Raw genomic sequence first — 24,142 nt, 5'->3', positions numbered from 1 at the left:
GATCGTTATATTGTGGTCGAGCTACTTTACTTATCAATGATTTTGGCTATGATATAAGTTGATTTTAACATTACATTCATCTACATTCGCTGTTTATTTAGTCTATCGGGGTGCAATTTGATCAGGAGAGCGGGTTTATCGACCGGAAATCCGGGTTTATCGCCAGGAGATCCTGTTTATCGCCAGGAGAGCCAGTTTATCGGCCGGAGAACCGATTTATCTACCGGAGAACCGATTTATCGCCAGGAGAGCCAATTTATCGACCAGAGAACCGGATTTATCGCCAGGAGACCCAATTTATCGGCCGGAGATCCTGTTTATCGACCGGAGAGCCAATTTATCGCCAGGAGATCCAATTTATCGACCGGAGAGCCAATTTATCGACCGGAGAGCCAATTTATCGCCAGGATAGCCAATTTATCGACCGGAGAGCGGGTTTATCGACCGGAAATCCGGGTTTATCGCCAGGAGATCCGGGTTTATCGGCCGGAGAGCCGATTTATCGCCAGGAGATCCAATTTATCGCCAGGAGATCCTGTTTATCGCCAGGAGATCCAATTTATCGACCAGAGAACCGGGTTTATCGCCAGGAGATCCTGTTTATCGCCAGGAGAGCCAGTTTATCGGCCGGAGAACCGATTTATCTACCGGAGAACCGATTTATCGCCAGGAGAGCGGATTTATCGGCCGGAGAGCCTGTTTATCGCCAGGAGAGCGGATTTATCGGCCAGAGAACCGGGTTTATCGCCAGGAGAGCCAATTTATCGACCAGAGAACCGGATTTATCGCCAGGAGAGCGGATTTATCGTCCAGAGAGAAATTTCATTAAGCAAGTCATTGCCTTTTATTCCGCTTTGGCTGTGATATTTTTTGATTTTTGTCATTTGCTCGGATCTCTGATCTCATTCACTGCAAACAAAAAAACTGCAATCACCAATCTAATGATTACAGCTTACTAATTACTAATTTATATTTCCAAATCTTCGCCAATAATCTTTACTTCACGTTCAAGTTTTACACCAAATTTATCGTTTACTGTAGCTTGAACAAAATGGATTAGATCAATGTATTCTTTTGCAGATGCATCATTTTTATTCACAATAAAACCTGCATGCTTGAGTGATACTTGAGCACCACCGATCTGCTTTCCTTGCAATTCGCTATCTTGAATTAGCTTTCCAGCAAAATATCCAGGTGGTCGTTTAAATACACTCCCACAGGAAGGGTATTCAAGTGGTTGTTTTGATTCCCGTTTATATGTCAGGTCATCCATTATTGCTTTTATGTCTTCATATTTACCTGCTTTTAATGAAAAAGTAGCTTCCAAAACGATATATCCTCGATCGGGTATATTACTGGTACGATAGTCCAAATCCAATTCCTCTGCGGTTAAGCTAAGAAGCTCCCCTGATCGGTTAACTACTTTTGCACTTGATAAAACGTCTTTAATTTCTCCCCCATATGCTCCCGCATTCATGAATAGCGCTCCACCTACAGAACCAGGTATGCCACAGGAAAATTCCATTCCAGACAATTTTGCACTTAGGGCTTTCCTTGAAGCATCAATAATTCTCGCACCACTTTGAGCAATCATTGTAGTTTCATTTATAGTGATCTTTGTTAGTTTTTGTAAATTCATTACGATTCCACGAATACCACCATCTTTTACGATTAAGTTAGAACCATTTCCTAGTAATGTAAAAGCAATTTTCTCTTTATTTGCAAGCCTGACAATTGCCTGGACTTGCTGATATGTTTCAGGTGTTACAAAAAAATCCGCTTTTCCGCCAAGGCGGGTGTAGGTATGATTTTTTAATGGTTCATTCACCATCACATTACGCTCAGATGTAATCTCCATTAATTTTTCATACATAGGATGATAATTTATCATCGGTATCATTCCTTTTAAAAATTTTATTTAACTGAAGAAAAATGAGGCATTAGCCTTGCTTATAGATGAATACCACCATTCAATGAAAATTATTTTTCGTCTATGGTAATACATACGCATCGTATTACTGATGCACTTATTCTTTTATTCATTTATGCAGATGCAAAAATTATTGGTTCAATTACATTTTGCGTGGAAGGTTGGATCAGTTGTTTTATTCGGAACCGGTATAATGTATATTTAAAGAAACAAACCTATTATTTTCCCCGTACGTTGTGAAAGATCCAAAATATTTTTCGTCTGTCTGCGGTATTAGTGCTTACGAAGTATTCCTTTTGCACTTCATATACAAAGAATTTATCTTTTCCATCTGCCAAATAATATATTCTGTTACATTGTAAGTCAATCTTCCTCTTCTTGCCACAGAAATGAGTGAATCATTTTATCAACCTGCTCATTTTCATGTAAGACACTATGACCCAGCTTCTGATCTTCAATCATAATTTCCTGTAATTGGCTCCCTGGTATCATCTTTCGTAAAGCCTCAACGCTTTCTGGCACAGCCACCATATCTCCTGTACTGCCAATGCTTAGTACGTTAACATTTTCTGGAAATGGATGTTCACGTAAAAGTTGGAGTGCAGCTGAATCCGGCTTTAAATCCATTGCTCCTGCATCACGATGAATATAAAAATACTCTGTACTGTAAATGCCATCAAATGGGCTTCCGATTGTAATGAGCTTATTAACCCTGGGAAATTCTTCACTATTATAATCCTTTATATACTTAAATGAAACAAGTCCACCCATAGAATGTCCGACAAGATTAACGGAATCAATAAAATAATTCTCTTGCATATGTTTTAAGACAGAGGATAGCCATTTGGCACTGTCCTCAAAACTTGCACGGTTGTTTTCAAAGATGACTTGAACAAAAGCTGGTTTAAGCTTTCCTTTATTCAGGTTATATGGGCGAACTTTACCAGCTGAAGATACATGATACACCAATGCTTTATTTCCCCAATTATATTCATTTTCGAATCTGTTCAGCATGTGCCCAAAGGAATTGGACGTTCCTTTATAGCCATGAACAAAAACAGTAGGCTGACCAGTGTAAAGTTCAGATTTAGCTTTATTTGGCATATAGAAAACTGCTAAGATGCCAATAAGAATCATGCTAAATGTTGTAATGCTAACAATATGTCTTTTTTTCAAAATTCTTCCCTCGTTTATGTGAATGTTCAAAAGATCCAATAACAGACCGATCTACACGCTCTTTATGCGTTTTTCTTTAATGTTTTTTGATTTAAAATAAACCATGTAAAATAAGAAGCAGTTAAAAGCAAGAGAATTTTAACCAGTATTAAAGGAATGACAAAAAATACCGTATAAAGCATAGAAATCCATAGCACAATTACACTTACAATTTTGGCTTTTAATGGTATTCCTCTGCCTATTCGGTAATTTTCAATATAGGATCCAAAATATTTATTTGTAATTAACCAATGATATAATTTTTCAGAGCTTCTAACATAACAGGCGGCTGCTAATAAAAGCAGCGGAGTAGTTGGCAATAACGGCAAAAATATTCCCAAGACTCCCAGTCCTAAAGATAAGGATCCAGCTATAATTAATAAAATCTTTTTTATATAACCCATGTTTAACACCAGCTGTAATAATTTTATTTTCCTATACTATTATAGCACTTATAAACCGGTTTTTCCTCACATCAATAAGGATATTTAATGAATTTTTAATTGGTCAGATGCTGAATTTCATAAAATTCCGGCTGCCGATCTTTAAATGTAGCTATATATTTAAATCCTAATGATTGAAGGATGTCAAGTGAATCCTTAAACTGATAGGCCAATGTTGTTTCAACATGGGAATCGGATCCAAGTGTAATGATTTCTCCTCCGCATTCTTTGTACAATTTTAAAATATCGGTACTCGGCATTGCGCTTTCCATTCCATAACGTACACCAGAGGTATTTAGTTCAATTCCCTTCCCGCTCGGAATAATTTCATGGAAAATCTCTTTAATAATATCATGAAAATCTTGCTTACTCTGTTGTTTTGTGTATCTTTTAACTAAATCCAAATGACCTAATACATTGAAATTCTTATATTTTTTCACACAATACAGTAATTCTTCGTAATATGTCTGATAGGCTTCATCTAATGATTTATCTTTAAAAAAGTCCCCTGAATGTAGATCCTGCTTGTCTGTTGTATGCATGGAACAAATGACAAAATCAAAGACTTCATTGTTAAACAGATGTTCATATTTATTTAAAAGATGTGGTTGCAGTCCTATCTCGACTCCTTTTTTTATGTGGATATCTTCCCTATATTTTGCTTGCATATATTTCATTTTCTTATCGTATTCCTTTAAATTAAATTCAAAGACGATTGATTTATCGGGATAATCATAATCAATATGCTCAGTGAAACATATTTCTTCTAACCCCAGTTTAATAGCTTGCTCAATGGTTTTTTCCATTGGCGTTTCACAATCTGCCGAAAAATCACTATGAATATGGTAATCAAACATTATAAACTCTCCTTTTTTTACACTTGACTTTTTTGTCTATCATTATTAGAATACTATATAACTTTACTTAGTTAAAGTGATAAAGCGATAAAGTTAAAATAAAAGGCGAAAGGAGTTATATTTCATGCAACCCTATGTGATTGATACCAACAATGGGAGTAGTGTTGAAAATTTTCAGATTAGAGAAGATCTGATAACAACATTAAAAAATCGCTTTACAACATACGGCTATAGACAAATCAGAACATCAACCTTTGAATATTATGATTTATATTCTTCCATTACTGGGACTGTAAATAAGGATGAGATGATAAAGGTAATAGATTCCGGGGGAAAGGTATTGGTGCTGCGTCCTGACGTCACCATTCCTATTACGAGAATGACAGCATTACATAAACAGCATTTATCTGCTAATCTCAGACTTTTCTACGTATTGGATGTATTTCGCCAATCAGGGGAACAGATTGATAAAAAAGAAAGTACACAAGCCGGTATTGAATGTTTTGGAGAAAATAAACCCGAGGTAGATTCCGAAGTGATCATGCTAGCAATTCATACATTAAAAGATCTTGGCTTTGCAAATTTTAAAATAGAAATGGGACATGCGGGATTTTTCAAAGAGCTTCTATCACAAACATCCTTATCTCCAGTTGAAATAGATCAGCTGCAACTATTAATACAATCAAAAAATATTGTTGAAATCGAACCATTTCTCACAAATTTGTCAATTGAAGACGATGTAAAAAAAGCCATCCAGATGATACCACTTTTGTATGGGGATCCTAATCAGGTTAGCCAACAGGCAAAAGACATCATTTTAAACGATAAAATGGAGCTAATCTTGCAAAATCTTATCGAAGTATATGAAGTGATACAAGACTATGGTGTGGAGGATTCCATTGTATTCAATTTCGGATTGATTAACAATATGAATTATTATTCCGGGATTATTTTTCAAGGATTTGTAGACAATGTCGGAAAGCCGGTTTTAATGGGTGGAAGATATGATAATCTCGGAGAACAATATGGAACTAAAATGCCTGCAATTGGATTTGCCTTAGAAGTCGACTTATTATTGCATGCACTCAATCAGCAAGGGTTATTAGCTGATGAGAATCCGTCAGTAGATATGATTATTTATTATGAAAAAGCAAAACAGAGGGATGCATTATCAACTGCATTCAGACTTCGTGAGGCAGGGTATCAGGTTTTAACATCATTGTCAGACACAGATAACACAGCTTCCTCTACATATATTATCAGCTTTGAGGAAAGTCAGAATCAACTTTTGCTTCAGCATAAAAAGTCGGAATTCTCAAGTTATGCTGACCTTTATGGACTGCTTCAAGATGAGAAAGGGGAAATGTAACTTGGGTTATATAACATTGGCTTTGGCCAAAGGGAGGACCGCAGAAAGCACCATCACTCTCTTGAAAAATACAGGTATTCAATTTAAGGGTTTCCACGAAAACAGTAGAAAGCTAGTTTTTTTCGATAGAGATAAAACAATTAAAGTCGTTTTTGTCAAAGCTGTTGATGTACCAACCTATGTGGAAAAAGGTGCTGCCGATATCGGAATCGTAGGCAAAGACAATATTTTGGAATCACAGGCAAATGTTTATGAAATGCTTGATTTGAAGCTAGGAAAATGCAAGTTCGTTGTTGCAGGGAAAATAGGCACAAAGCTGGAAACAAAGCAAAAGCTTACGATTGCATCCAAATACCCGACGATTGCAAAGAAATTTTTCCAAAAAAAAGGCCAACTGATTGAAACAGTAAAACTAAATGGCTCGGTAGAACTAGCACCATTAATTGGGCTTGCTGATTATATTGTGGATATTGTTGAAACCGGAAATACAATCAATGAAAACGGCCTAACCATTTTAGAGGAAATGGAAGACATTAGCACCAGATTAATTGTTAATAAAGCTAGTTTTGCTACTAAATCTGAAAATATCCGCCAATTTATAACTAGATTAAAAGCTGCACTGGAGTGATGAGCAATGAAAATAATAACAGCCGAGCAATTTGCTTTAGAAAAAGATAGCACTGTACAACAGAGTGAATATAGTGTCGATCAAACTGTTTTGGATATTATTAACGAAGTCAGAAAAAAAGGCGATGATGCCTTGCGTTACTACACTCAAAAGTTTGATGGAGTAAACATAGATAAGCTTGTGGTTACAGAGGAAGAATTTAGGGAAGCAAGCGAGCTTGTCAGTTCTGAATTTATCAATGCATTAAAGCAAGCAAAACAAAATATTTCCGAATTCCACCAGGCACAAAAGGAACAGTCCTGGTTTGTCAATAAATCCAGTGGGGTCATGCTGGGACAGAAGGTTACAGCACTTGAAAAGATTGGTATCTACATTCCTGGCGGTAAAGCTGCATATCCTTCTTCTGTGTTAATGAATGTAATACCGGCAAAGTTGGCAGGGGTTGAACAGATTGCCATAGCTACTCCCCCACAACCAAATGGAAAGGTAAATCCACATGTGCTTGTCGCCGCAAAAGAAGCTGGAGCAAATATTGTGTATAAATTAGGTGGAGCACAGGCAATTGCCGCACTTGCATATGGTACAGAATCGGTTGAGAAAGTTGTAAAAATTGTTGGTCCTGGAAATATTTTTGTAGCCCGTGCGAAAAAATGGGTGTTTGGTGATGTAGCGATTGATATGATTGCAGGTCCAAGTGAAATATGTATCGTAGCAGATAAGACTGCACCACCCGCCTATGTCGCTGCTGATTTGCTTTCACAGGCTGAGCATGATGAATCTGCAAGCTCGATATGCATTACAACAAACAAGAATTTGGCTGAAGAAATTGCATGTGAAATCGACAAACAAATTGAAAAACTTGAGAGAAAAGATATGATGAAAAAATCACTGGAACAAAATGGCAGAATAATTATTGCTGACAATCTTATGGGAGCTTTTGATGTAGTAAATAAACTAGCACCAGAGCATTTGCAATTAATGATTCAAGATCCTACTGAAAATATGCAATTTATAAAAAACGCTGGTGCCATTTTTTTGGGGAATTATTCTCCAGAACCATTGGGGGATTATTTCGCCGGGCCAAATCATACCCTACCAACAAATGGGACTGCTGCATTTTCTTCCCCGCTTGGCGTTTATGATTTTTTCAAAAAGTCTAGTATCATCAGCTATTCTGAAGCGGCTTTGCAAAATGCTTCCGAAGCGATTATTAAGCTGGCAAACACAGAGGGCTTAACAGCACATGCAAATTCCATTCACGTAAGAAGGAGTGAACCCGATGCGTAATTATAAGCTAAATAGAAAGACATCGGAAACAGCAATCGATTTAGATTTCACCATTGACGGAACCGGTTCTTCTACGGTAAATACAGGTATTGGCTTTTTCGACCATATGCTGACATTGATGACAAAGCACGGGTTATTTGATCTGGAGGTTACCTGTAATGGTGATTTATCAGTTGATCAACACCACTCCGTTGAAGATATCGGAATCACACTCGGACAGGCGTTTAACCAGGCACTTGGAGATAAGCAAGGCATTAATCGTTATGCCGCAGTAACCGCCCCAATGGATGAAGCGCTGGCTAATGTGTCCCTGGATATTAGTGGACGTTCATACCTTGTCTATCATGTGGCGGGACTAAAGGACAAGGTAGGCAGCTTTGATACAGAGCTGGTAGAGGAATTTTTTCAAGCCTTTACAAGCAATGCCAAAGTTACACTCCACATCAATTCAGCTTATGGAAAAAATACACATCATATTATTGAAGCTATTTTTAAAGGATTTGGCCGTGCACTTGATGAAGCGAGTCGCAAAAATCCACGCATCAAAGGGGTGCCGTCTACGAAAGGGGCTTTATAGGAGGGTCTTTCAGGGACTTTTGATGGTGGTTAACTTTTGTAGTGGAGCATTCCTTGTCCTGCGGGATATTGTATTGGACAGTTCGGGCAGTGATTTACGCTAGTTTGTCCATGAGAGATGCTCTCACGGACAGTTCGGGCAGTGATTTACGCTAGTTTGTCCTTGAGAGACGCTCTCACGGACAGTTCGGGCAGTGTTTTGCGCTGGTTTGTCCTTGAGAGATGCTCTCATGGACAGTTCGGGCAGTGTTTTGCGCTGGTTTGTCCTTGATAGATGCTCTCATGGACAGTTTCGGCAGTGTTTTGCGCTGGTTTGTCCATGAGAGACACTCTCATGGACAGTTCGCTCCTGTTTCGGCTTCGTTCGGGCGTAGAGAAGGACTGAATACTCTGCCAAATCAAACATATCGCAGATGAACCAAGTACAATTCTAGAATCATGCTGAATATACCATGATAGAGGCTAAATAAAACGCAAATTAAGCTGCAATTTCGGCTGAATGAAACCCGAAATGGACTGAATACACAACAATTGCAGAAATCAAATGATCAAGCCTCAGAAACAAGAGTAACCGCTGACCCTATATTTTAGAAAAGAATCTTACAGAAAGGAAGAAGACATCTATGATCGCTATTATAGACTATGGTGCTGGCAATATTAACAGCTTACAATTCGCTTTAGCTAGGCTGGAGATGGACTCCTGTTTAACTACTGATCCAAAAACAATCAAAGACTCAACAGCGATTATTTTACCGGGAGTTGGAGCATTCAAGGATGCCATAGCGACCCTGAATCAGCTAGGTCTGACAGAAGTTTTAAAACAAGAAGCAGCAAGCGGGAAATCTATGCTCGGTATATGTCTTGGTATGCAGTTATTTTATGATATTAGTTTTGAAGATGGGAAATGGGAAGGTCTAGGTTTAGTAAACGGAAAGGTAAGTCGTATTCCTGATTCAGTTAAAGTTCCACATATTGGCTGGAACTGCATCACATCACATATAAATAGCCCCTTACTTAAAAAGATAGACGACAATGCATATGTATACTTTGTTCATTCCTATGCAGTCAATAATTATCAAATAAATTCTTTAATAGCAAGCACTAATTATGGTGAAATCATTCCGGCTATGGTGCAGCAGGACAATATTGTTGGAATGCAATTTCATCCAGAAAAAAGCGGTACAGTTGGATTACAGCTGCTAAAAAACTTCGGGGAGATGATTTCATGATTCTTTTTCCAGCAATTGATATACGAAATGGAAAATGCGTTCGCCTGACACAAGGAGATTACAATAAGGAAAAAATATATAGTGATTCCACAACTGCAGTAGCAAAACAGTGGGAGGAAAAGCAGGCTGAATATTTGCATATTGTTGATCTTGACGGTGCTAAAACCGGTGAATCCAGCAATAAATCGAGTATTAAAGCAATTGCGGAACAGACTTCCATACCGATCCAGGTTGGTGGCGGCATCCGTTCATTAGCTATGATTGAAGAATATATAACGGCCGGTGTAGATCGGGTCATTATCGGTACAGCAGCAATTAATGATAAGGAATTTTTACAAAAAGCAGTGACAACGTATGGAGAAAAAATTGCGGTTTCTATTGATGCCCGTGGTGGTTATGTTGCTACAAATGGATGGACCAAAACAAGTACCGTAAAAGCTGTTGATCTAGTGTTAGAGCTGGAATCACTCGGTGTCCAAACAATTATTTATACCGATATTTTGAAAGATGGCATGCTGCAGGGACCTAATTTCAAGGAGCTGCAAGCAATTAATAAAGCTACTTCTATGAATATAATTGCCTCTGGTGGCGTTTCATCATCCAAAGATGTTTTGACATTAAAATCATTTAATCTTTATGGAGCAATCATTGGAAAGGCATTATATGATGGCACAGTGAACTTTGAAGAACTAGTGGGTGGTGATGAAGATGTTAGCTAAGCGAATTATTCCATGCCTGGATGTTGACAAAGGACGAGTGGTCAAAGGGAAAAAGTTCCAAAATATCCGTGATGTCGCTGATCCGGTGGAATTAGCAAAACGATACAATGAAAACGGTGCTGACGAACTTGTTTTTTATGATATTACAGCTTCAAATGAAGAACGAAATATTTTTCTTGATGTTGTGGAAAAGGTAGCAAAAGAAATTGCGATTCCTTTTACTGTCGGTGGTGGTATTCGTACAGTTGAAGATATTCACAAGGTATTACGCTCTGGTGCGGATAAGGTTTCCATTAATAGTGCTGCGGTAAATAACCCAAACCTTATCAAAGAGGCAGCCTTGAAGTTTGGCAGTCAATGTATCGTTTTATCCATTGATGCGAAACAAACAAATACAAATCGGTGGGATGTTTACACAAATGGTGGTAGAAAAAACACTTCACTTGATGCCATTGATTGGGCAAAGCAAGGTGAAAAACTTGGAGCCGGGGAAATCGTTGTGAATGCGATTGATACAGATGGCGAAAAAAATGGCTATAACCTGGAGTTAACAAAATTAATTGCAGAATCAGTCAATATTCCTATTGTAGCAAGTGGTGGAGCTGGAAAGCTTGAACACTTTTCCCAAGTCCTTGAGCCTGGCTATGCAGATGCAGCACTGGCAGCATCCGTTTTCCACTATGGAGAAATTCCAATACCAGCATTAAAAAAATATTTAGCTGACAATGGGATCATTATAAGGAGGGATGCATCATGGAAATAAACATCGAAAATCTTTTATTTAACCAAGACGGACTCATTCCAGCGGTCGTCCAGGATGCTGAAACTAATAAGGTATTAACTTTAGCCTATATGAATGAAGAATCTTTAATGAAAACCATCCAAACGAATGAAACATGGTTTTTTAGCAGAAAGCGTAAAGAGCTATGGAATAAGGGAGAAACTTCCGGCAATAAGCAGCTCGTCAAAAGAATTACCTTTGATTGTGATGCGGATGCCCTTTTGGTTCAGGTCAAACCACTTGGTCCAGCATGTCATACAGGAAATGAGACTTGTTTTCACAATCGTCTTTATGAAAATGGCGAGGTCAGTAGTGATGTGATTTCAACATTAGTTTCCAAAATAAAGGAACGGAAAAATCACCCGGTTGAGGGCACTTATACCTCCTATCTTTTTAAGGAAGGGATCGATAAAATACTCAAAAAAGTAGGAGAAGAAACGAGTGAGGTTATCATTGGTGCTAAAAACATGGACAGAGAGGAAGTAACCTGGGAAATCGCTGATCTAACCTATCATACGCTTGTTCTCATGGAGCTTTTAGATGTAACTGTTGAAGATATTAAAAAGGAATTACAGGCACGACATATCCAAAAGGAAGGAAATCAAAATGGATAAGTTTTGGAGTGAAGCCGTTAAGCGATGTGATCCCTATGTCCCAGGTGAACAGCTAAACAATCCAAATATATTGAAACTAAACACAAATGAAAACCCTTATCCTCCATCACCAAAAGTGATCGAAGCAATACATAAGGAGATTGGGCGTAGATTAAATCTATACCCCTCTCCTACGCTTGATTCATTAAGGAGTGAAATTGCGACATACTATCATTTAGCAAAAGAAAATATTTTCGTTGGTAACGGTTCAGATGAAGTACTTGCGTTTTCCTTTTTGGCCTTTTTTGAACCTGGTAAGAAAGTTTGTTTTCCGTCCATTTCTTACAGTTTTTATCCCGTTTATGCAAAGCTCTTTCATATTCCTTATGAAGAGATTCCATTAAACCGTGATTTCACATTACCAGTTGAGGGGTTTTTTCAGTCAGAGGGTGGGGTTATTTTTCCAAATCCAAATGCACCAACGAGTGTTTATTTGGGGTTGGATGCGATAGAAGAGATCCTTCAAAGCAATCCAAATCAGATGGTCATTATTGATGAGGCCTACATTGATTTTGCATCGGAATCTGCAGTATCTTTAATTGAAAAATATGAAAATTTATTAGTTGTGCAAACCATGTCAAAGTCACGATCACTTGCAGGATTACGAGTAGGTTTTGCCATGGGAAATCCAGATGTTATCGAGGCATTAACCCGGATAAAGGATTCATTTAATTCCTATACACTCGACCGCCTGGCTATTGTTGGTGCAGAAGCGGCTATGAAGGACACAGCATACTTTATTGATACAACCAGGAAAATTACTCAAACAAGAGAATGGGTTATTACAGAAATGAAAAAGCGCGGATTTCATGTAGTTCCATCAAAAGCAAATTTTATTTTCGCAAGTCATTATACAAAATCTGCACTCGATTTATATATAGCTCTTAAAGAAAATGAAGTTTTAGTAAGGCATTTCAACAAGCCGTCTATTGATAACTTCCTACGAATTACGATCGGGACAGATAATGATATGAAATTATTTCTCAAAAAGTTAGATGATATTTTGCAAAAAGCATCGACCCCTTCATAGGCTCGATGCTTTTAATTATAGTTGATCGCTCCGGGCGATATCCTCGCTGCTCCGGGCGATTTCCGCTCGATCCCGGCGATTTCACCGCTGCTCCGGGTGATATCCGCTCGATCCCGGCGATTTCACCGCTGCTCCGGGCGATTTCCGCTCGATCCCGGCGATATCCTCGCTGCTCCGGGCGATTTCCGCTCGATCCCGGCGATTTCCTCGCTGCTCCGGGTGATATCCGCTCGATCCAGGTGATATTTCCGCTTCTCCAGGCGATTTCCGCTCGATCCGGGCGATATTCCCGCTGCTCCGGGTGATATCCGCTCGATCCCGGCGATTTCACCGCTGCTCCGGGTGATATCCGCTCGATCCGGATGATATTTCCGCTTCTCCAGGCGATTTCCGCTCGATCCGGGCGATATTCCCGCTGCTCCGGGCGATATCCGCTCGATCCCGGCGATATAAGACTAATTTAAGCAACCTAATTATATCAACGTTTCTACTTCTGCATTTTTTCTCAACTTTTCAACCTGAGCCTGAAGCTGTTCTTGGATCTTTTGATTTTCAAGTGTCTGTTTAAGTTGTTCTTCTATCGCTTCCAATTCAGCAATTTCTTCATTTTGCTCTTTTAACTGATCATACGTTTCCGCAATTTCTTCATCCGTAACTTTTATATCAAGTTCTGAGTCAATGAACTTTTGTGTAATTAGATCATCAGCTAGTTGGGTCTTAAAATTCTCTTCCGTTAGTTGGAATTGTTCCAATACAGCTGACAACTGCTCAGCATTTTCTTCTTTTAAAGTAGAAAATTCTGATTGTACTTCTTCTTCGGTAACCTCTAAACCTTTATCTTTGGCGGCTTGTTTGATTAATTGCTGTTCTACGAGTACATTTATTGTTTGTTCCTTTAACTGATCTAGATTACTGACATCCTCTCCAGCTTGTTGCATCTGCGTTTTTACTTGTAGGTATATAGGGTTATATTTATCCCCTTTTATCTCATCACCGTTAACACTTACTACCGCAGATTTTTCATCTACTTTTTCTTCATCTTTAACTTCTACAGGATTTTGTGCTTGTTCTGCCGTATCTTGCTTTGTTCCTTCATTCTCATTTTCATCAGCAGCATCATCTCCACAAGCCGCTAATATTATTGCTAAACTTAGCGCGAAAGCTAACATTACAATTTTCTTCATTTAATCGAACCTCTTTTCTATTCAATGTCTCTTCATTCAAACACATTTACTATATCCATTTCAAGTAGGAATAGACGACTAATTCTTTAAAAGATGCATTAGAATAGTATTCTCAGCCATTATTAACGTTTAATAACAATTTAGTCTCTCCTTCACTTATTTCTGCCACAAATATAAAGGAGGAGCTATTCATTTGAACAGCCCCTCCAATATCTTAATTTAAACTATCGTCAATTTCCTTTACCATTTCTGCTACAGATACAAGTCCCCCACCTGATAAATACCAATAATCAGGATCTAGATACACAATGTTATCATTTTTATATGCTTTTGTATTTTTTACTAAATCATTTTCTACAATTTGTTTTGCAGAAGATTCCCCACCAACAACTGCTGTTCTATCTACGACGTATAGTAATTCAGGATCCTGTTCCATTACATACTCAAATGTTACGTTCATCCCATGTGTAGATGCTTCAATCCCTTCATCTACAGCTGGTACTCCAAATACATCATGGATTAGACCGAATCTTGAATTTGGACCATATGCACTGATTTTATCGTCATTGGATAAAATAATAAGTGCATTTTCACCACTATTAACTGCCTTTTCATTTAACGCTCCAATTGTTTCTTCGATTGCACTTATTTCTTCATCTATTTCATCTTGTTTGTCAAAAATATCACCAATAACAGACATGTTTTCTTTAAAGGAATCCATATAGTTTGTTGGATCTACACCAAGATGGATTGTCGGAGCAAGTTCTGTCAACTGATCATATAAAGTTGCCTGGCGTCCTGAAATTATAATCAAATCCGGATCAATTTCAGAGATTTTTTCAAAGTCAGGCTCTTTTAAGCTACCAATATTTTCGTATTCATCACTAGCATATTTTTCTAAATAGGCAGGGATCACTCCAGATTGTGCAACACCTGCAACATCAATCCCTAATCTATCCAATGTATCTAGAATACCAAAGTCAAAAACAACTACTTTCTGAGGGTTTTTCGGAACTTCTGTTTCATCCAATTCATGACTGACTGTTACTGTTTTAGTGGAATCTGCATTTGCACCATCACTTTCCTCATCAGATTCAGATGTACCGCAAGCTACTGCCACTGTAGCTAAAATACTTATAACAAACAAAAATAGTATCTTTCTCATCTATTTAACTCCTTTTTTTATAAAATATTTATATTAATAACAACCAGCGACTGCATTATTTAACATTTGAAAACTTAGCCTTTTACTAAGCCTTGATTGCACTTATAGTAATTATATAAAAATTTTACCTTCTATCTGTACAAAAAAATAAGTGATTCAACTTCCATCCATAATAAAGCAAGCATGATTCAGACAGCAAATGAGCTGTATTATTTCTATATACTTATGTATCTGAGCGCTCAGTATACATATAATGTTTATAAAGCAAATTCATTTACCTTCTAATAAATTTAAGGTAATATTACTCTTGTAGGGTTCCTTTATAATAGATTTGGTCATGTAGTGCCATTTCCATTATAAGGGGCTTTTTTTGCTTATTTTTCAGTAGCCTGAAAGTTCACTTATATTCATCTGTTTTTCATGCAGCACCAGTTATTAGAAATAAACACAAATACGTTTATTATCTATTTCTTTAATATCAATGTCCATATCATAAATATCTTTCAGGACACATTTATCAATGACATCACATGCGCGTCCATGCTTCACAATTTTACCGTCTTTTAGTGCAACGATATTATCTGAATAGCATGAGGCAAAATTGATATCATGAATCACAATAATAATTGTCTTACCCAATTCATCCACAAGTTTACGCAATGTTTTCATGATTTGAACAGAATGTCGCATGTCTAAATTATTCAATGGCTCATCAAGCATGATATATTCCGTATCCTGTGCAATAACCATGGCAATATGTGCACGCTGACGTTGCCCACCACTAAGTTCATCTAAATATCTATTTTCCATTTCGCCTAGTTCCATGTAATCAATTGCTTCATCTATTTTTTCTTCATCTTCCCTTTTCAATTTACCTTGAGAATATGGAAAACGACCAAATGAAACAAGCTCACGAACAGTCAATTTTAAATTAATTGCATTAGATTGCTTCAAGATAGATATCTTTTTAGCTAGTTCATTATTTTTCGTTTTTAAAATATCCTGCCCATCAATTGTAATTTCTCCATCATCTTTTGCGATTAAACGACTAACCATCGAGATTAATGTACTTTTACCAGCACCGTTAGGGCCGATAAACGATGTAATTGTTCCCTTCTCAATTTCCAAAGAGACATCCTCTATTACCTTTTTCTGGTTATATGATTTAAAAACATTTTTAATATCTACCATGATTTATTCTCCTTTAACAAAAGATATATAAAGTACACGCCACCAACAAAGTTAATAATGACGCTGATCGTTGTATCAAATGTGAAAATCTTTTCTACAATAAACTGACCGCCTAATAATGCGATAACACTAATCAGCATGGAACCCAAAATAATGTAAAAATGACGAAATGTCTTCATAAACTCATAAGTTACATTTACAACCAATAGCCCTAGGAATGTTATTGGACCAATTAAGGCTGTCGAGATCGAAATTAATATGGCTACAACTATTAGCAAGCGCTTTACCACATAATCATATGGTACCCCTAAGTTAATTGCATCATCTTTACCTAAAGCCAAAACATCCAAGTACTTGTAAAAACGTAAAAAGTAAAGTATGACTAATACGACAAGCCCGATGGATAAATAAACGAGGTCTGTATTAACATTGTTCACACTTGCAAACATTCTGTCCTGCGCAACCATAAACTCATTAGGGTCAATTAACACTTGCATAAAGTCTGTAAAGCTACCAAAGAATGTTCCTAAAATCATTCCAATTAATAAAAGGAAGTAAATATTATTCTTTTCCCCTTTAAACAAGAAGCGATACAAGAGTAATGAAAAAAGAACCATTATTCCAATGGATACTAAATAATTAAGCTCGCTGCTCATCATTACAAGTGAATTAGCACCGAAAATAAAGATAATAAATGTCTGTATTAACATATAGAGAGAATCAAGCCCTAAGATACTTGGCGTTAGGATTCTGTTATTCGTAATCGTCATAAAGATCGTTGTGGAAAAAGCAATTGCACCACCGGTCAAGATGATTGCCACTACTTTAATTATTCGTCTTGGTAAAATATATCCAATATTGCCATTTAAATCATAAAGAATATATAACAATGCTAGTAATGCTGCGATAACGGCTAAAATAATTGTCTTTTTCTTATAATCCATATTTCTTTCTCCTTAATAATAGGTAGATAAATATCCCACTACCAATAACGCCAACCGTTAAGCTTATAGGAATTTCATATGGATAAATAATGACCCTGCCAATGATATCGCAAAATAATACAAATACAGCACCTAGCAATGCAGTATGTATGAGACTTTTCTTCAAGTGATCTCCTTGATATATGCTTACGATGTTTGGAATAATTAGTCCTAGAAATGGAATAACACCAACTGATAGTACTACCGAAGCTGTAACTAATGCCGTAATAATTAACCCGAGGTTTACAACTTGACGATAGTTCAAACCTAGGTTTTTTGAGAAATCTTCTCCCATTCCAGCAATCGTAAATTTATTTGCATAAAAGTATGCAAGAAATAGTATAGGAATACTAGCAAACATCAACTCATAATTCCCACTCATGATCATTGAAAAATCACCTTGCATCCAAGATGACATATTTTGAATAAGATCGTTTCGATATGCGAAAAAAGTGGCGATGGAGCTAATGATATTACCAAACATCAATCCAATTAACGGAATAAATATGGCATCTTTAAACTTAATCTTTTCTAAAATCTTCATAAATATAAATGTGCCTAAAAGTGCAAAAATAAATGATACCAGCATTTTTTGAAGTGGGCTAGCTGCTGTGAATATCATCATGGAAACCAAAATTCCAAGTCTAGCAGAGTCCAATGTTCCCGCAGTTGTAGGTGAAACAAATTTATTTCTGCTTAGCTGCTGCATGATAAGCCCACAAATACTCATGCTCATGCCAGCAATTAAAATACTAAACAGCCGGGGAATTCTGCTTACAACCAGTATTTGTATTTGTTCCTCTGTTAAACTGAATAAATCTAATGGAGAAACATTAGACACTCCGATAAAAACAGATGTAACCGAAAGAATCAAAAGTGTTAAAACTAAGTATCGTAATTTCATAGAATGACCTTCTCTTGAGAAAAACCTTATAGCTTGCGTTTTTCTACCATCCCAAAATAATATTTTGTATCACTATTTATAACAATTATTAACTTTAAATCGATCTAATTAAGAATGATATTCATTATCAATTAGATCCTATCTACAGTATAACAGAATTTAACATACCGTCAACGTAAAAAATGCTATCTTTGTTATAATTTAATGACCATCTAAAAAAACCAATGTGTTTTCGTCACACATTGGTTCCATTCACGTTATATTATTTTGTTTCACAGCCCTCATCTGTACAATAAGTCGTTTTGGATTTTTTAGGATCCAAAGATTGTAACACAGGTTTTTCATTCTCCTCTTTCCATACTTTTTCAAGTACTTCAGCGAAAACCTCTGGTGGCTGTGCACCAGATACAGCATATTTTTCATTAAATACAAAGAACGGAACTCCTTGAACACCGATTTGACGTGCCGTGTCGATATCGGCACGTACTTGATCAGAATAGCTATCTCCTGCAAGTACTTCTTTGACTTTTTCTGGATTCATGCCTGTTTCTTCAGCAAGTTCAACTAATGTTGTATGATCACTGATAAGTTTTGATTCTGTAAAATACGCATATAAAAAACGTTCTGTAATGTCTTTACCTTTACCTTGTTGAGTTGCATATTTTGCAACTCGGTGTGCATCAAATGTATTCGCATGTTTCATTTTATCAAAATTATAGGTTAACCCCACTTCAGCAGCCTGCTGACCAACTTGTTCATTCATAGCTTTCACCTGATCAATTGGCATTCTTTTTTTATTGGAAAAGGTTTCATAAAAGCTCTCACCCTGCACGTATTCAGCAGTAGGATCCAGTTGATAACTTTTGTACTCAACAGTAATAGTTTCATTATGGGGGAATTCCTTCATCGCATTTTCCAGTCTCCGTTTACCAATATAACAAAACGGACAAACAAAATCTGACCAAACTTCAATTTTCATTCATTGCACCTCTTTTCTCTGAAAACATTGTAGCACAGCATTGAGGATAGTATAAATTATTTTGCTTATGGAAGAGATTGAGTTTGGAGATGATGTTATAAGTTGAGAGATCTTCTTGTAAAGTTGAGAGAGAACCCAATTAACTTCGTTTTCTCTCAACTTTTGACCGGAGTCTCTCAACTTTGTACGTTCTTCTCTCAACTTTGCGCAGTTTTCTCTCAACTAATATTACATATCTCTCAACTTTGCTGATTTCAGAATTCTTCTGCTCAAAAATTTCCATCCAAAAATCCGCATAAAATTTTTTCAGTATAACTCAGGATTTATCTGGAATCTGCTGTGCTATCAACTATTAGGTAACCTCTTGAACATCCTTCCCTATAAAAATCAAAAACAGCTATGACACTTTTGCCCTAGCTGTTTTCATCCAATAAAGATCTCCCCATAATACTTACACGCTTTGTATTTTTTAATTCATCTAAATTTTTAACACCAATACCAAACATCGTCATCTTTAACTCAAGTTCAATCTGGTTCATTGTTTGGATGACTGCTTCAGCTGATTCTGTTGCAGCTTGCAATAATTGCCGGGCAAAGCCTATCATATCTGCTCCAATGGTAATTGCCTTGGCAGCATCGACTCCTGTTTTCATACCACCACTGGCGACAAGCGGTACATGATTGAGCTTACTTCTTACGGACACAATACAATCCTTCGTTGGGAGTCCCCAGTTATTAAATGCTTCTGCGGCAGCTTTCTTCAACGGATCCTTCGAGCGCAGCTTTTCAACCTGGCTCCACGATGTTCCGCCAGCACCGGCAACATCGATGTAGGCAATTCCCGCATTGTGCAGTTTTTCTGCAACAATACCATCAATACCAAATCCAACTTCTTTAGCTCCAACTGGAACGTCCAAAGCTTTTGTTATCTTTTCTATTTTTGGCAGCAGATCTTCAAAGTTTAAGTCTCCACCATCCTGTACTATTTCCTGCAGACTGTTTAAATGCAGCACAAGTGAATCTGCACCAGTCTTATCAACAAGACGCTGACACGCTTTTACACCATATCCATAATTCAGTTGCACTGCACCCAAATTCGCAATCAACGGAGCTGTCGGTGCTTGCTCTCTAATTAAGAAAGATTCTTTATGTGCATCACTTTCGAGAAATGCACGTGTTGAACCAAGTCCGATCGCCCAGCCTTTCGCTTCAGCAGCAGTTGCCAGGCTTTGATTAATTTTTGTCGCAAGCTCTGATCCGCCAGTCATTGAACTAACTAGAAACGGCGCATTCAGTTTTTTATTAAGAAAGCTTGTATTTAATTGTATGTCATCAAAGTTTATTTCTGGTAATGCATTATGTATGAATGATATTCCTTCAAGACCTGTTGACTTATTTACACCCTCCACATTTCCGGTTAAACAAAGTCTTATATGTTCTGTTTTCCGTTGGTTAATTCCTTCTTGCATTTTAGGAAACCCTCCTATTTATTTGCAATATCCTTCAACAATGGATCATTTTATGCTGCAAACGTATTTGTTTCACATCCTGATAAAAAGGTTACAAAACAAATATCGATGAATACTATAATCATACCAGTTATTTATGTAAAAGTAATGGGAGAACTATATAAGTTAGTTCTGTTTCTATCCTTTTTTAAGGTATAGTTAAAATTACACTATTTAGAATGGAGTGGAATAAACAAATGAAGCAATTAGCTAAGCAATTTGCAGAACAGGCCCATGCAGGACAGAAACGGAAAAATTCAGATGTCCCATATATAACGCATCCAATTCGCGTTGCAGAACAGCTAGAGAAAGCGGGATACAGCGATGAATTAGTATGTGCGGGCTATTTACATGACGTAGTTGAGGATACATTAGTTGAAATTGAGGATATCGGAAAAAAATTCGGATCTAGAATCGCTGAATTAGTTGCTGCCCATACGGAAGATAAATCAAAATCCTGGCAGGAACGCAAACAGCATACCATTGATACAATTAGGGATGCTGAAAAGGAAGTCAAGTATTTGATTATAGCAGACAAACTGGATAATTTAATTGGTTTGGAAAAGGATTTACAGCAGCAAGGTGAAATGATTTGGGAAAATTTTAATGCTAGTGTTGATAAACAAAAATGGTATAATGAAGCAATTGTTGAAAATATGTATGTTGGGTTGGATAAAGGAGATATACCTGATTATTTCCAGGAATACGAGAATGCTGTAAAACGAGTTTTTGGTTGATATTCTTAGCACTTAGAGGATTCTTTCTAGATTTGGGTAGGTTTTCTTGCTCTTTGGGGGATGTTCTGAATGCAGACGAATACTTCCCGCATGGCCGAAGTTCTGGATTTCACACGAGATTTTCTTGCTCTCGCACCTTGTTCTGACAGTGTGGAAGAATTCATTTCTCTATAATAAAGCACCTTCCTCATTCATCCAAGGAAGGTACTATGTCATTACACTTTACGCTGTTTATATTTACTTTTTAAGTCTTTGGATAGCTTTTTCCATTTATTCTTCTCTTCCAATCTTGCCTTTTGATCCTGTTTTCTTTTTTCATAAGCAATCTCTCGTTGCAGCTTTAAGTAGCTGTGAAATCGGTCTTCGGATAATTCACCATTAGCCAGAGCCTTATTCACACGGCAACCTGGCTCCGAATCATGTCTGCAATCTTTAAAGCGGCATTCGTTAGCTAAAGAATCGATATCCTCAAAAGCCGCTTCCATTGCTGTTTCACCTTCCCAGAGCTGGAGTTCTCTCATTCCTGGTGTATCTATTAATAATGCACCATTTGGGAGGATAAACATTTCCCGATGTGTTGTTGTATGCCGTCCCCTGCTGTCGACCTCTCGGATATCTTTTGTTGTCTGAACTTCTTTATCCAGTAGTGTATTAACTAAGGTTGATTTCCCCACACCCGATGATCCAAGCAGTGCTGCAGTTTTTCCTGGGGGCAGGTGGGTCATTAATTCATCAAATCCATCTTTTGTTACATTACTGATGGCTATAATAGGAACGCCAATTGCTACCACTTCCACCTGAGAAATAGCTGCATTAACTTCTTCTGATGAGCATGCATCCTTTTTAGTTAATACCACAACAGGAACTGCTCCACTTTCGTAGGTTGATAAAATATATCGCTCGATCCTGCGAACATTCAAGTCATAATTCAGCGAGTTAACGATAAAAACTTTATCCAGATTAGCTGCAACAATTTGAGCCTCTGTCTTCGTTCCAGCGGCTTGCCTTACAAACTGGCTTTTACGTGGCAACACATGTTTAATTACTGCTTTTTGTTCATCCACCAGTTTTTGTACCTCTACCCAATCACCAACTGCCGGGAAGTCTAGGGAAGACATTGCCTGGTTTAAGAACTTTCCACTTAAATGTGCTAAGTATTCTTGATTACCATCAGCTATACGGTAGCTGTTTTTTTGCACTGTAATAACACGTGCCGCATTTTCCTTCTCAATAGACTGAATGCTGTCATCCCATCCAAGTTTCTTAATAAAATCCAATATTATTTTCCTCCTAATGTTGGAGGAAAAGTCATCTTTATACCGACTGTTCCTCCATTTTGATTCCGGTGTTTTTGCTAAATAAATCATTATTATATACAGCCATACTGCATCACTCCTTTCAAAATGAATGAACTTCTACTGTAGTATACCAGACTTTTTTAATATTTCAGGAAAAAATCGTGAAAATTGCACATAGAATTCAAAAAAGGTAGTATAAAGAAAATAGAAATGATAAAAAACTCAGGTGGAGGGGAACAGATGGAAAATAAAATCAAAGTTGGTATTGTAGGATATGGAAACTTAGGCAGAGGAACGGAATCAGCGATAATGCAGCAATCTGATATGGAGCTTGTAGCTGTTTTCACAAGAAGAAACCCGGATAGTGTCCATGTAATTCATGATGGCGTAAAGGTAGTGCATATAGATGAAGCAAAAAAATACACAGATAAAATAGATGTGATGATTTTATGTGGTGGATCGGCCACTGATCTACCGGAGCAAGTACCATTTTTCGCTAAAATGTTTAATACAATTGACAGCTATGACACACATGCAAAAATTCCTGAGTATTTCTCCTCCGTTGACAAAGCAGCACAGGAGAGCGGAAAAACCAGTATTATTTCTGTTGGCTGGGATCCAGGAATGTTTTCGATTAACCGCATAATGTCTGAAGCAATTTTAACTGAAGGTGAAACGTACACATTTTGGGGAAAAGGATTAAGCCAAGGGCATTCAGATGCTGTCAGAAGAGTGAAAGGCGTTCAAAACGGCGTCCAATATACGATCCCTTCTGAAAAAGTGATAGAGCAAGTAAGAAATGGAGAAAACCCAGCAGTATCAAAAAACGATCGCCACGAGCGTGAATGCTTTATCGTTGCTGAGCAAGGCGCAGATCAACAGAAAATTGAACAGGAAATTAAAACAATGCCTCATTATTTTGCAGATTACGAAACAACTGTTCACTTTATTTCAGATGAAGAATTAAGACAAAACCACACCGCTATGCCACATGGAGGCTTTGTTATTCGCAGTGGTAAAACCGGTGAAGGAAACAGCCAAATTGTTGAATACAGTTTGAAACTGGATAGTAACCCTGAGTTTACTTCAAGTGTGTTGACCGCTTACGCACGTGCTGCATACCGATTAAATAAAGAAGGACAAAAGGGTGCAAAGACTGTGTTTGATGTTGCACCAGGATATATTTCACCAAAATCTACTGAAGAATTGCGCAGGGATTATTTGTAAGAAATCCTAAAGCGTATTCTTACTTGCTTACTTTAGGGGGGCAACATCTCATAACTGATAGTTTAATATAATTTTAGAACAAAAGCTCAGATTAGCTCTGGGCTTTTTTCTATGCATGATACTTTTATTGGGTTGTTCCATTTCTTTCCTTATGCTTTATGACTCTGCTTCTTGATTGTATATTTTAGTTTTCTTAGACTCTGGATCACCATTTTAATGACTGACTTGTTCTAGATACAACTATATTGT

At 37.3% G+C, this 24,142-nt stretch carries 26 protein-coding genes; 12 read left to right on the top strand and 14 right to left on the bottom strand.

The window, feature by feature from the left end; all coding sequences use genetic code 11:
- Positions 1-110: 110 nt before the first annotated feature.
- Complete coding sequence (locus AC6HVZ_RS04880) at positions 111-959, top strand: hypothetical protein (protein ID WP_497557019.1); 849 nt, start codon at positions 111-113, stop codon at positions 957-959.
- Between the two features lie 8 nt (positions 960-967).
- Here the strand turns inward: AC6HVZ_RS04880 and murB are convergent, their stop codons facing one another.
- From murB to AC6HVZ_RS04860, 4 genes are all read right to left on the bottom strand, one after another.
- Positions 968-1,873, bottom strand: coding sequence for a UDP-N-acetylmuramate dehydrogenase (murB, locus tag AC6HVZ_RS04875; protein WP_497557018.1), 906 nt, complete (start codon positions 1,871-1,873; stop codon positions 968-970).
- A gap of 420 nt (positions 1,874-2,293) precedes the next feature.
- A complete protein-coding gene (locus AC6HVZ_RS04870; protein WP_497557017.1) occupies positions 2,294-3,106 on the bottom strand; it encodes an alpha/beta fold hydrolase in 813 nt (270 codons plus the stop codon).
- Positions 3,107-3,168: 62 nt separating this feature from the next.
- Positions 3,169-3,549: a YbaN family protein gene (locus tag AC6HVZ_RS04865; protein ID WP_497557016.1), complete on the bottom strand. Its 381-nt coding sequence runs from the start codon at positions 3,547-3,549 to the stop codon at positions 3,169-3,171.
- 95 nt (positions 3,550-3,644) lie between these two features.
- Positions 3,645-4,445 (bottom strand): histidinol-phosphatase HisJ family protein, encoded by an 801-nt coding sequence (locus tag AC6HVZ_RS04860; RefSeq protein ID WP_497557015.1) that lies wholly within the window; start codon positions 4,443-4,445, stop codon positions 3,645-3,647.
- A gap of 124 nt (positions 4,446-4,569) precedes the next feature.
- On the opposite strand from AC6HVZ_RS04860, the gene hisZ reads away from it, so the two are divergent.
- The 9 genes from hisZ to hisC all read left to right on the top strand — a co-directional run bounded on the left by hisZ (position 4,570) and on the right by hisC (position 12,717).
- Positions 4,570-5,814 carry an ATP phosphoribosyltransferase regulatory subunit gene (gene hisZ / locus AC6HVZ_RS04855; protein ID WP_497557014.1) on the top strand — a complete coding sequence of 415 codons (1,245 nt, stop codon included), beginning with the start codon at positions 4,570-4,572 and terminating at the stop codon, positions 5,812-5,814.
- A 1-nt stretch (position 5,815) separates the two neighbouring features.
- Positions 5,816-6,442, top strand: a complete 627-nt coding sequence (hisG, locus tag AC6HVZ_RS04850; RefSeq protein WP_497557013.1) for an ATP phosphoribosyltransferase — start codon at positions 5,816-5,818, stop codon at positions 6,440-6,442.
- Positions 6,443-6,448: 6 nt separating this feature from the next.
- Positions 6,449-7,729, top strand: coding sequence for a histidinol dehydrogenase (hisD, locus tag AC6HVZ_RS04845; RefSeq protein WP_497557012.1), 1,281 nt, complete (start codon positions 6,449-6,451; stop codon positions 7,727-7,729).
- Complete coding sequence (hisB, locus tag AC6HVZ_RS04840; RefSeq protein ID WP_497557011.1) at positions 7,722-8,306, top strand: imidazoleglycerol-phosphate dehydratase HisB; 585 nt, start codon at positions 7,722-7,724, stop codon at positions 8,304-8,306. Before hisD ends, hisB begins: the two co-directional genes overlap by 8 nt.
- 622 nt (positions 8,307-8,928) lie before the next feature.
- Positions 8,929-9,534 (top strand): imidazole glycerol phosphate synthase subunit HisH, encoded by a 606-nt coding sequence (hisH, locus tag AC6HVZ_RS04835; RefSeq protein ID WP_497557010.1) that lies wholly within the window; start codon positions 8,929-8,931, stop codon positions 9,532-9,534.
- A complete protein-coding gene (hisA, locus tag AC6HVZ_RS04830; protein ID WP_497557009.1) occupies positions 9,531-10,253 on the top strand; it encodes a 1-(5-phosphoribosyl)-5-[(5-phosphoribosylamino)methylideneamino]imidazole-4-carboxamide isomerase in 723 nt (240 codons plus the stop codon). The genes hisH and hisA overlap by 4 nt, the downstream gene beginning before the upstream one ends.
- On the top strand, positions 10,243-11,016 hold the full coding sequence (gene hisF / locus AC6HVZ_RS04825; protein WP_497557008.1) for an imidazole glycerol phosphate synthase subunit HisF: 774 nt from the start codon (positions 10,243-10,245) through the stop codon (positions 11,014-11,016). Before hisA ends, hisF begins: the two co-directional genes overlap by 11 nt.
- A complete protein-coding gene (gene hisIE / locus AC6HVZ_RS04820) occupies positions 11,007-11,648 on the top strand; it encodes a bifunctional phosphoribosyl-AMP cyclohydrolase/phosphoribosyl-ATP diphosphatase HisIE (RefSeq protein ID WP_497557007.1) in 642 nt (213 codons plus the stop codon). The genes hisF and hisIE overlap by 10 nt, the downstream gene beginning before the upstream one ends.
- On the top strand, positions 11,641-12,717 hold the full coding sequence (gene hisC, locus AC6HVZ_RS04815) for a histidinol-phosphate transaminase (protein ID WP_497557006.1): 1,077 nt from the start codon (positions 11,641-11,643) through the stop codon (positions 12,715-12,717). Before hisIE ends, hisC begins: the two co-directional genes overlap by 8 nt.
- On the opposite strand, the gene AC6HVZ_RS04810 is transcribed toward hisC, so the two are convergent.
- The 9 genes from AC6HVZ_RS04810 to fni all read right to left on the bottom strand — a co-directional run bounded on the left by AC6HVZ_RS04810 (position 12,671) and on the right by fni (position 20,592).
- Positions 12,671-13,048, bottom strand: a complete 378-nt coding sequence (locus AC6HVZ_RS04810; protein WP_497557005.1) for a hypothetical protein — start codon at positions 13,046-13,048, stop codon at positions 12,671-12,673. The two genes, hisC and AC6HVZ_RS04810, sit on opposite strands and share 47 nt — an antisense overlap.
- Positions 13,045-13,185 carry a hypothetical protein gene (locus AC6HVZ_RS04805; protein ID WP_497557004.1) on the bottom strand — a complete coding sequence of 47 codons (141 nt, stop codon included), beginning with the start codon at positions 13,183-13,185 and terminating at the stop codon, positions 13,045-13,047. Before AC6HVZ_RS04805 ends, AC6HVZ_RS04810 begins: the two co-directional genes overlap by 4 nt.
- Positions 13,186-13,190: 5 nt before the next feature.
- Positions 13,191-13,901: a SurA N-terminal domain-containing protein gene (locus tag AC6HVZ_RS04800; protein WP_497557003.1), complete on the bottom strand. Its 711-nt coding sequence runs from the start codon at positions 13,899-13,901 to the stop codon at positions 13,191-13,193.
- A 214-nt stretch (positions 13,902-14,115) separates the two neighbouring features.
- The gene (locus tag AC6HVZ_RS04795) at positions 14,116-15,066 is read right to left on the bottom strand and encodes a siderophore ABC transporter substrate-binding protein (RefSeq protein ID WP_497557002.1); all 951 of its coding nucleotides are present in this window, start codon (positions 15,064-15,066) and stop codon (positions 14,116-14,118) included.
- A gap of 435 nt (positions 15,067-15,501) precedes the next feature.
- Positions 15,502-16,257, bottom strand: a complete 756-nt coding sequence (locus AC6HVZ_RS04790) for an iron ABC transporter ATP-binding protein (protein WP_497557001.1) — start codon at positions 16,255-16,257, stop codon at positions 15,502-15,504.
- The gene (locus AC6HVZ_RS04785; RefSeq protein WP_497557000.1) at positions 16,251-17,201 is read right to left on the bottom strand and encodes an iron chelate uptake ABC transporter family permease subunit; all 951 of its coding nucleotides are present in this window, start codon (positions 17,199-17,201) and stop codon (positions 16,251-16,253) included. The genes AC6HVZ_RS04790 and AC6HVZ_RS04785 overlap by 7 nt, the downstream gene beginning before the upstream one ends.
- Positions 17,191-18,144 (bottom strand): ABC transporter permease, encoded by a 954-nt coding sequence (locus AC6HVZ_RS04780; protein WP_497556999.1) that lies wholly within the window; start codon positions 18,142-18,144, stop codon positions 17,191-17,193. The genes AC6HVZ_RS04785 and AC6HVZ_RS04780 overlap by 11 nt, the downstream gene beginning before the upstream one ends.
- Positions 18,145-18,406: 262 nt before the next feature.
- On the bottom strand, positions 18,407-19,123 hold the full coding sequence (locus AC6HVZ_RS04775; protein ID WP_497556998.1) for a DsbA family oxidoreductase: 717 nt from the start codon (positions 19,121-19,123) through the stop codon (positions 18,407-18,409).
- Positions 19,124-19,536: 413 nt separating this feature from the next.
- Positions 19,537-20,592, bottom strand: coding sequence for a type 2 isopentenyl-diphosphate Delta-isomerase (fni, locus tag AC6HVZ_RS04770; protein ID WP_497556997.1), 1,056 nt, complete (start codon positions 20,590-20,592; stop codon positions 19,537-19,539).
- A 236-nt stretch (positions 20,593-20,828) separates the two neighbouring features.
- Here fni and AC6HVZ_RS04765 point away from each other — a divergent pair, with 236 nt between their 5' ends.
- The gene (locus AC6HVZ_RS04765; protein ID WP_497557031.1) at positions 20,829-21,368 is read left to right on the top strand and encodes an HD domain-containing protein; all 540 of its coding nucleotides are present in this window, start codon (positions 20,829-20,831) and stop codon (positions 21,366-21,368) included.
- A 215-nt stretch (positions 21,369-21,583) separates the two neighbouring features.
- Here the strand turns inward: AC6HVZ_RS04765 and rsgA are convergent, their stop codons facing one another.
- Entirely contained in the window at positions 21,584-22,645 is a 1,062-nt protein-coding gene (gene rsgA / locus AC6HVZ_RS04760) for a ribosome small subunit-dependent GTPase A (RefSeq protein ID WP_497556996.1), read from the bottom strand.
- Between the two features lie 261 nt (positions 22,646-22,906).
- On the opposite strand from rsgA, the gene AC6HVZ_RS04755 reads away from it, so the two are divergent.
- Positions 22,907-23,893, top strand: coding sequence for a diaminopimelate dehydrogenase (locus tag AC6HVZ_RS04755; protein ID WP_497556995.1), 987 nt, complete (start codon positions 22,907-22,909; stop codon positions 23,891-23,893).
- The last annotated feature ends 249 nt before the right edge of the window (positions 23,894-24,142 follow it).

This window comes from Oceanobacillus sp. NCCP-135, assembly GCF_059698015.1.
Note: the sequence above shows the minus strand (reverse complement) of the source record. Positions and strands in the feature narration are given on the sequence as shown.

What these genes read in the sequence shown, in the direction of transcription:
- murB (WP_497557018.1), bottom strand. Translation starts at nt 1,873, where the DNA reads ATGTATGAAAAATTAATGGAGATTACATCTGAGCGTAATGTGATGGTG.
- AC6HVZ_RS04865 (WP_497557016.1), bottom strand. Translation starts at nt 3,549, where the DNA reads ATGGGTTATATAAAAAAGATTTTATTAATTATAGCTGGATCCTTATCT.
- AC6HVZ_RS04860 (WP_497557015.1), bottom strand. Translation starts at nt 4,445, where the DNA reads ATGTTTGATTACCATATTCATAGTGATTTTTCGGCAGATTGTGAAACG.
- hisZ (WP_497557014.1), top strand. Translation starts at nt 4,570, where the DNA reads ATGCAACCCTATGTGATTGATACCAACAATGGGAGTAGTGTTGAAAAT.
- hisD (WP_497557012.1), top strand. Translation starts at nt 6,449, where the DNA reads ATGAAAATAATAACAGCCGAGCAATTTGCTTTAGAAAAAGATAGCACT.
- hisB (WP_497557011.1), top strand. Translation starts at nt 7,722, where the DNA reads ATGCGTAATTATAAGCTAAATAGAAAGACATCGGAAACAGCAATCGAT.
- hisH (WP_497557010.1), top strand. Translation starts at nt 8,929, where the DNA reads ATGATCGCTATTATAGACTATGGTGCTGGCAATATTAACAGCTTACAA.
- hisA (WP_497557009.1), top strand. Translation starts at nt 9,531, where the DNA reads ATGATTCTTTTTCCAGCAATTGATATACGAAATGGAAAATGCGTTCGC.
- hisF (WP_497557008.1), top strand. Translation starts at nt 10,243, where the DNA reads ATGTTAGCTAAGCGAATTATTCCATGCCTGGATGTTGACAAAGGACGA.
- hisIE (WP_497557007.1), top strand. Translation starts at nt 11,007, where the DNA reads ATGGAAATAAACATCGAAAATCTTTTATTTAACCAAGACGGACTCATT.
- hisC (WP_497557006.1), top strand. Translation starts at nt 11,641, where the DNA reads ATGGATAAGTTTTGGAGTGAAGCCGTTAAGCGATGTGATCCCTATGTC.
- AC6HVZ_RS04800 (WP_497557003.1), bottom strand. Translation starts at nt 13,901, where the DNA reads ATGAAGAAAATTGTAATGTTAGCTTTCGCGCTAAGTTTAGCAATAATA.
- AC6HVZ_RS04795 (WP_497557002.1), bottom strand. Translation starts at nt 15,066, where the DNA reads ATGAGAAAGATACTATTTTTGTTTGTTATAAGTATTTTAGCTACAGTG.
- AC6HVZ_RS04790 (WP_497557001.1), bottom strand. Translation starts at nt 16,257, where the DNA reads ATGGTAGATATTAAAAATGTTTTTAAATCATATAACCAGAAAAAGGTA.
- AC6HVZ_RS04785 (WP_497557000.1), bottom strand. Translation starts at nt 17,201, where the DNA reads ATGGATTATAAGAAAAAGACAATTATTTTAGCCGTTATCGCAGCATTA.
- AC6HVZ_RS04780 (WP_497556999.1), bottom strand. Translation starts at nt 18,144, where the DNA reads ATGAAATTACGATACTTAGTTTTAACACTTTTGATTCTTTCGGTTACA.
- AC6HVZ_RS04775 (WP_497556998.1), bottom strand. Translation starts at nt 19,123, where the DNA reads ATGAAAATTGAAGTTTGGTCAGATTTTGTTTGTCCGTTTTGTTATATT.
- fni (WP_497556997.1), bottom strand. Translation starts at nt 20,592, where the DNA reads ATGCAAGAAGGAATTAACCAACGGAAAACAGAACATATAAGACTTTGT.
- AC6HVZ_RS04765 (WP_497557031.1), top strand. Translation starts at nt 20,829, where the DNA reads ATGAAGCAATTAGCTAAGCAATTTGCAGAACAGGCCCATGCAGGACAG.
- AC6HVZ_RS04755 (WP_497556995.1), top strand. Translation starts at nt 22,907, where the DNA reads ATGGAAAATAAAATCAAAGTTGGTATTGTAGGATATGGAAACTTAGGC.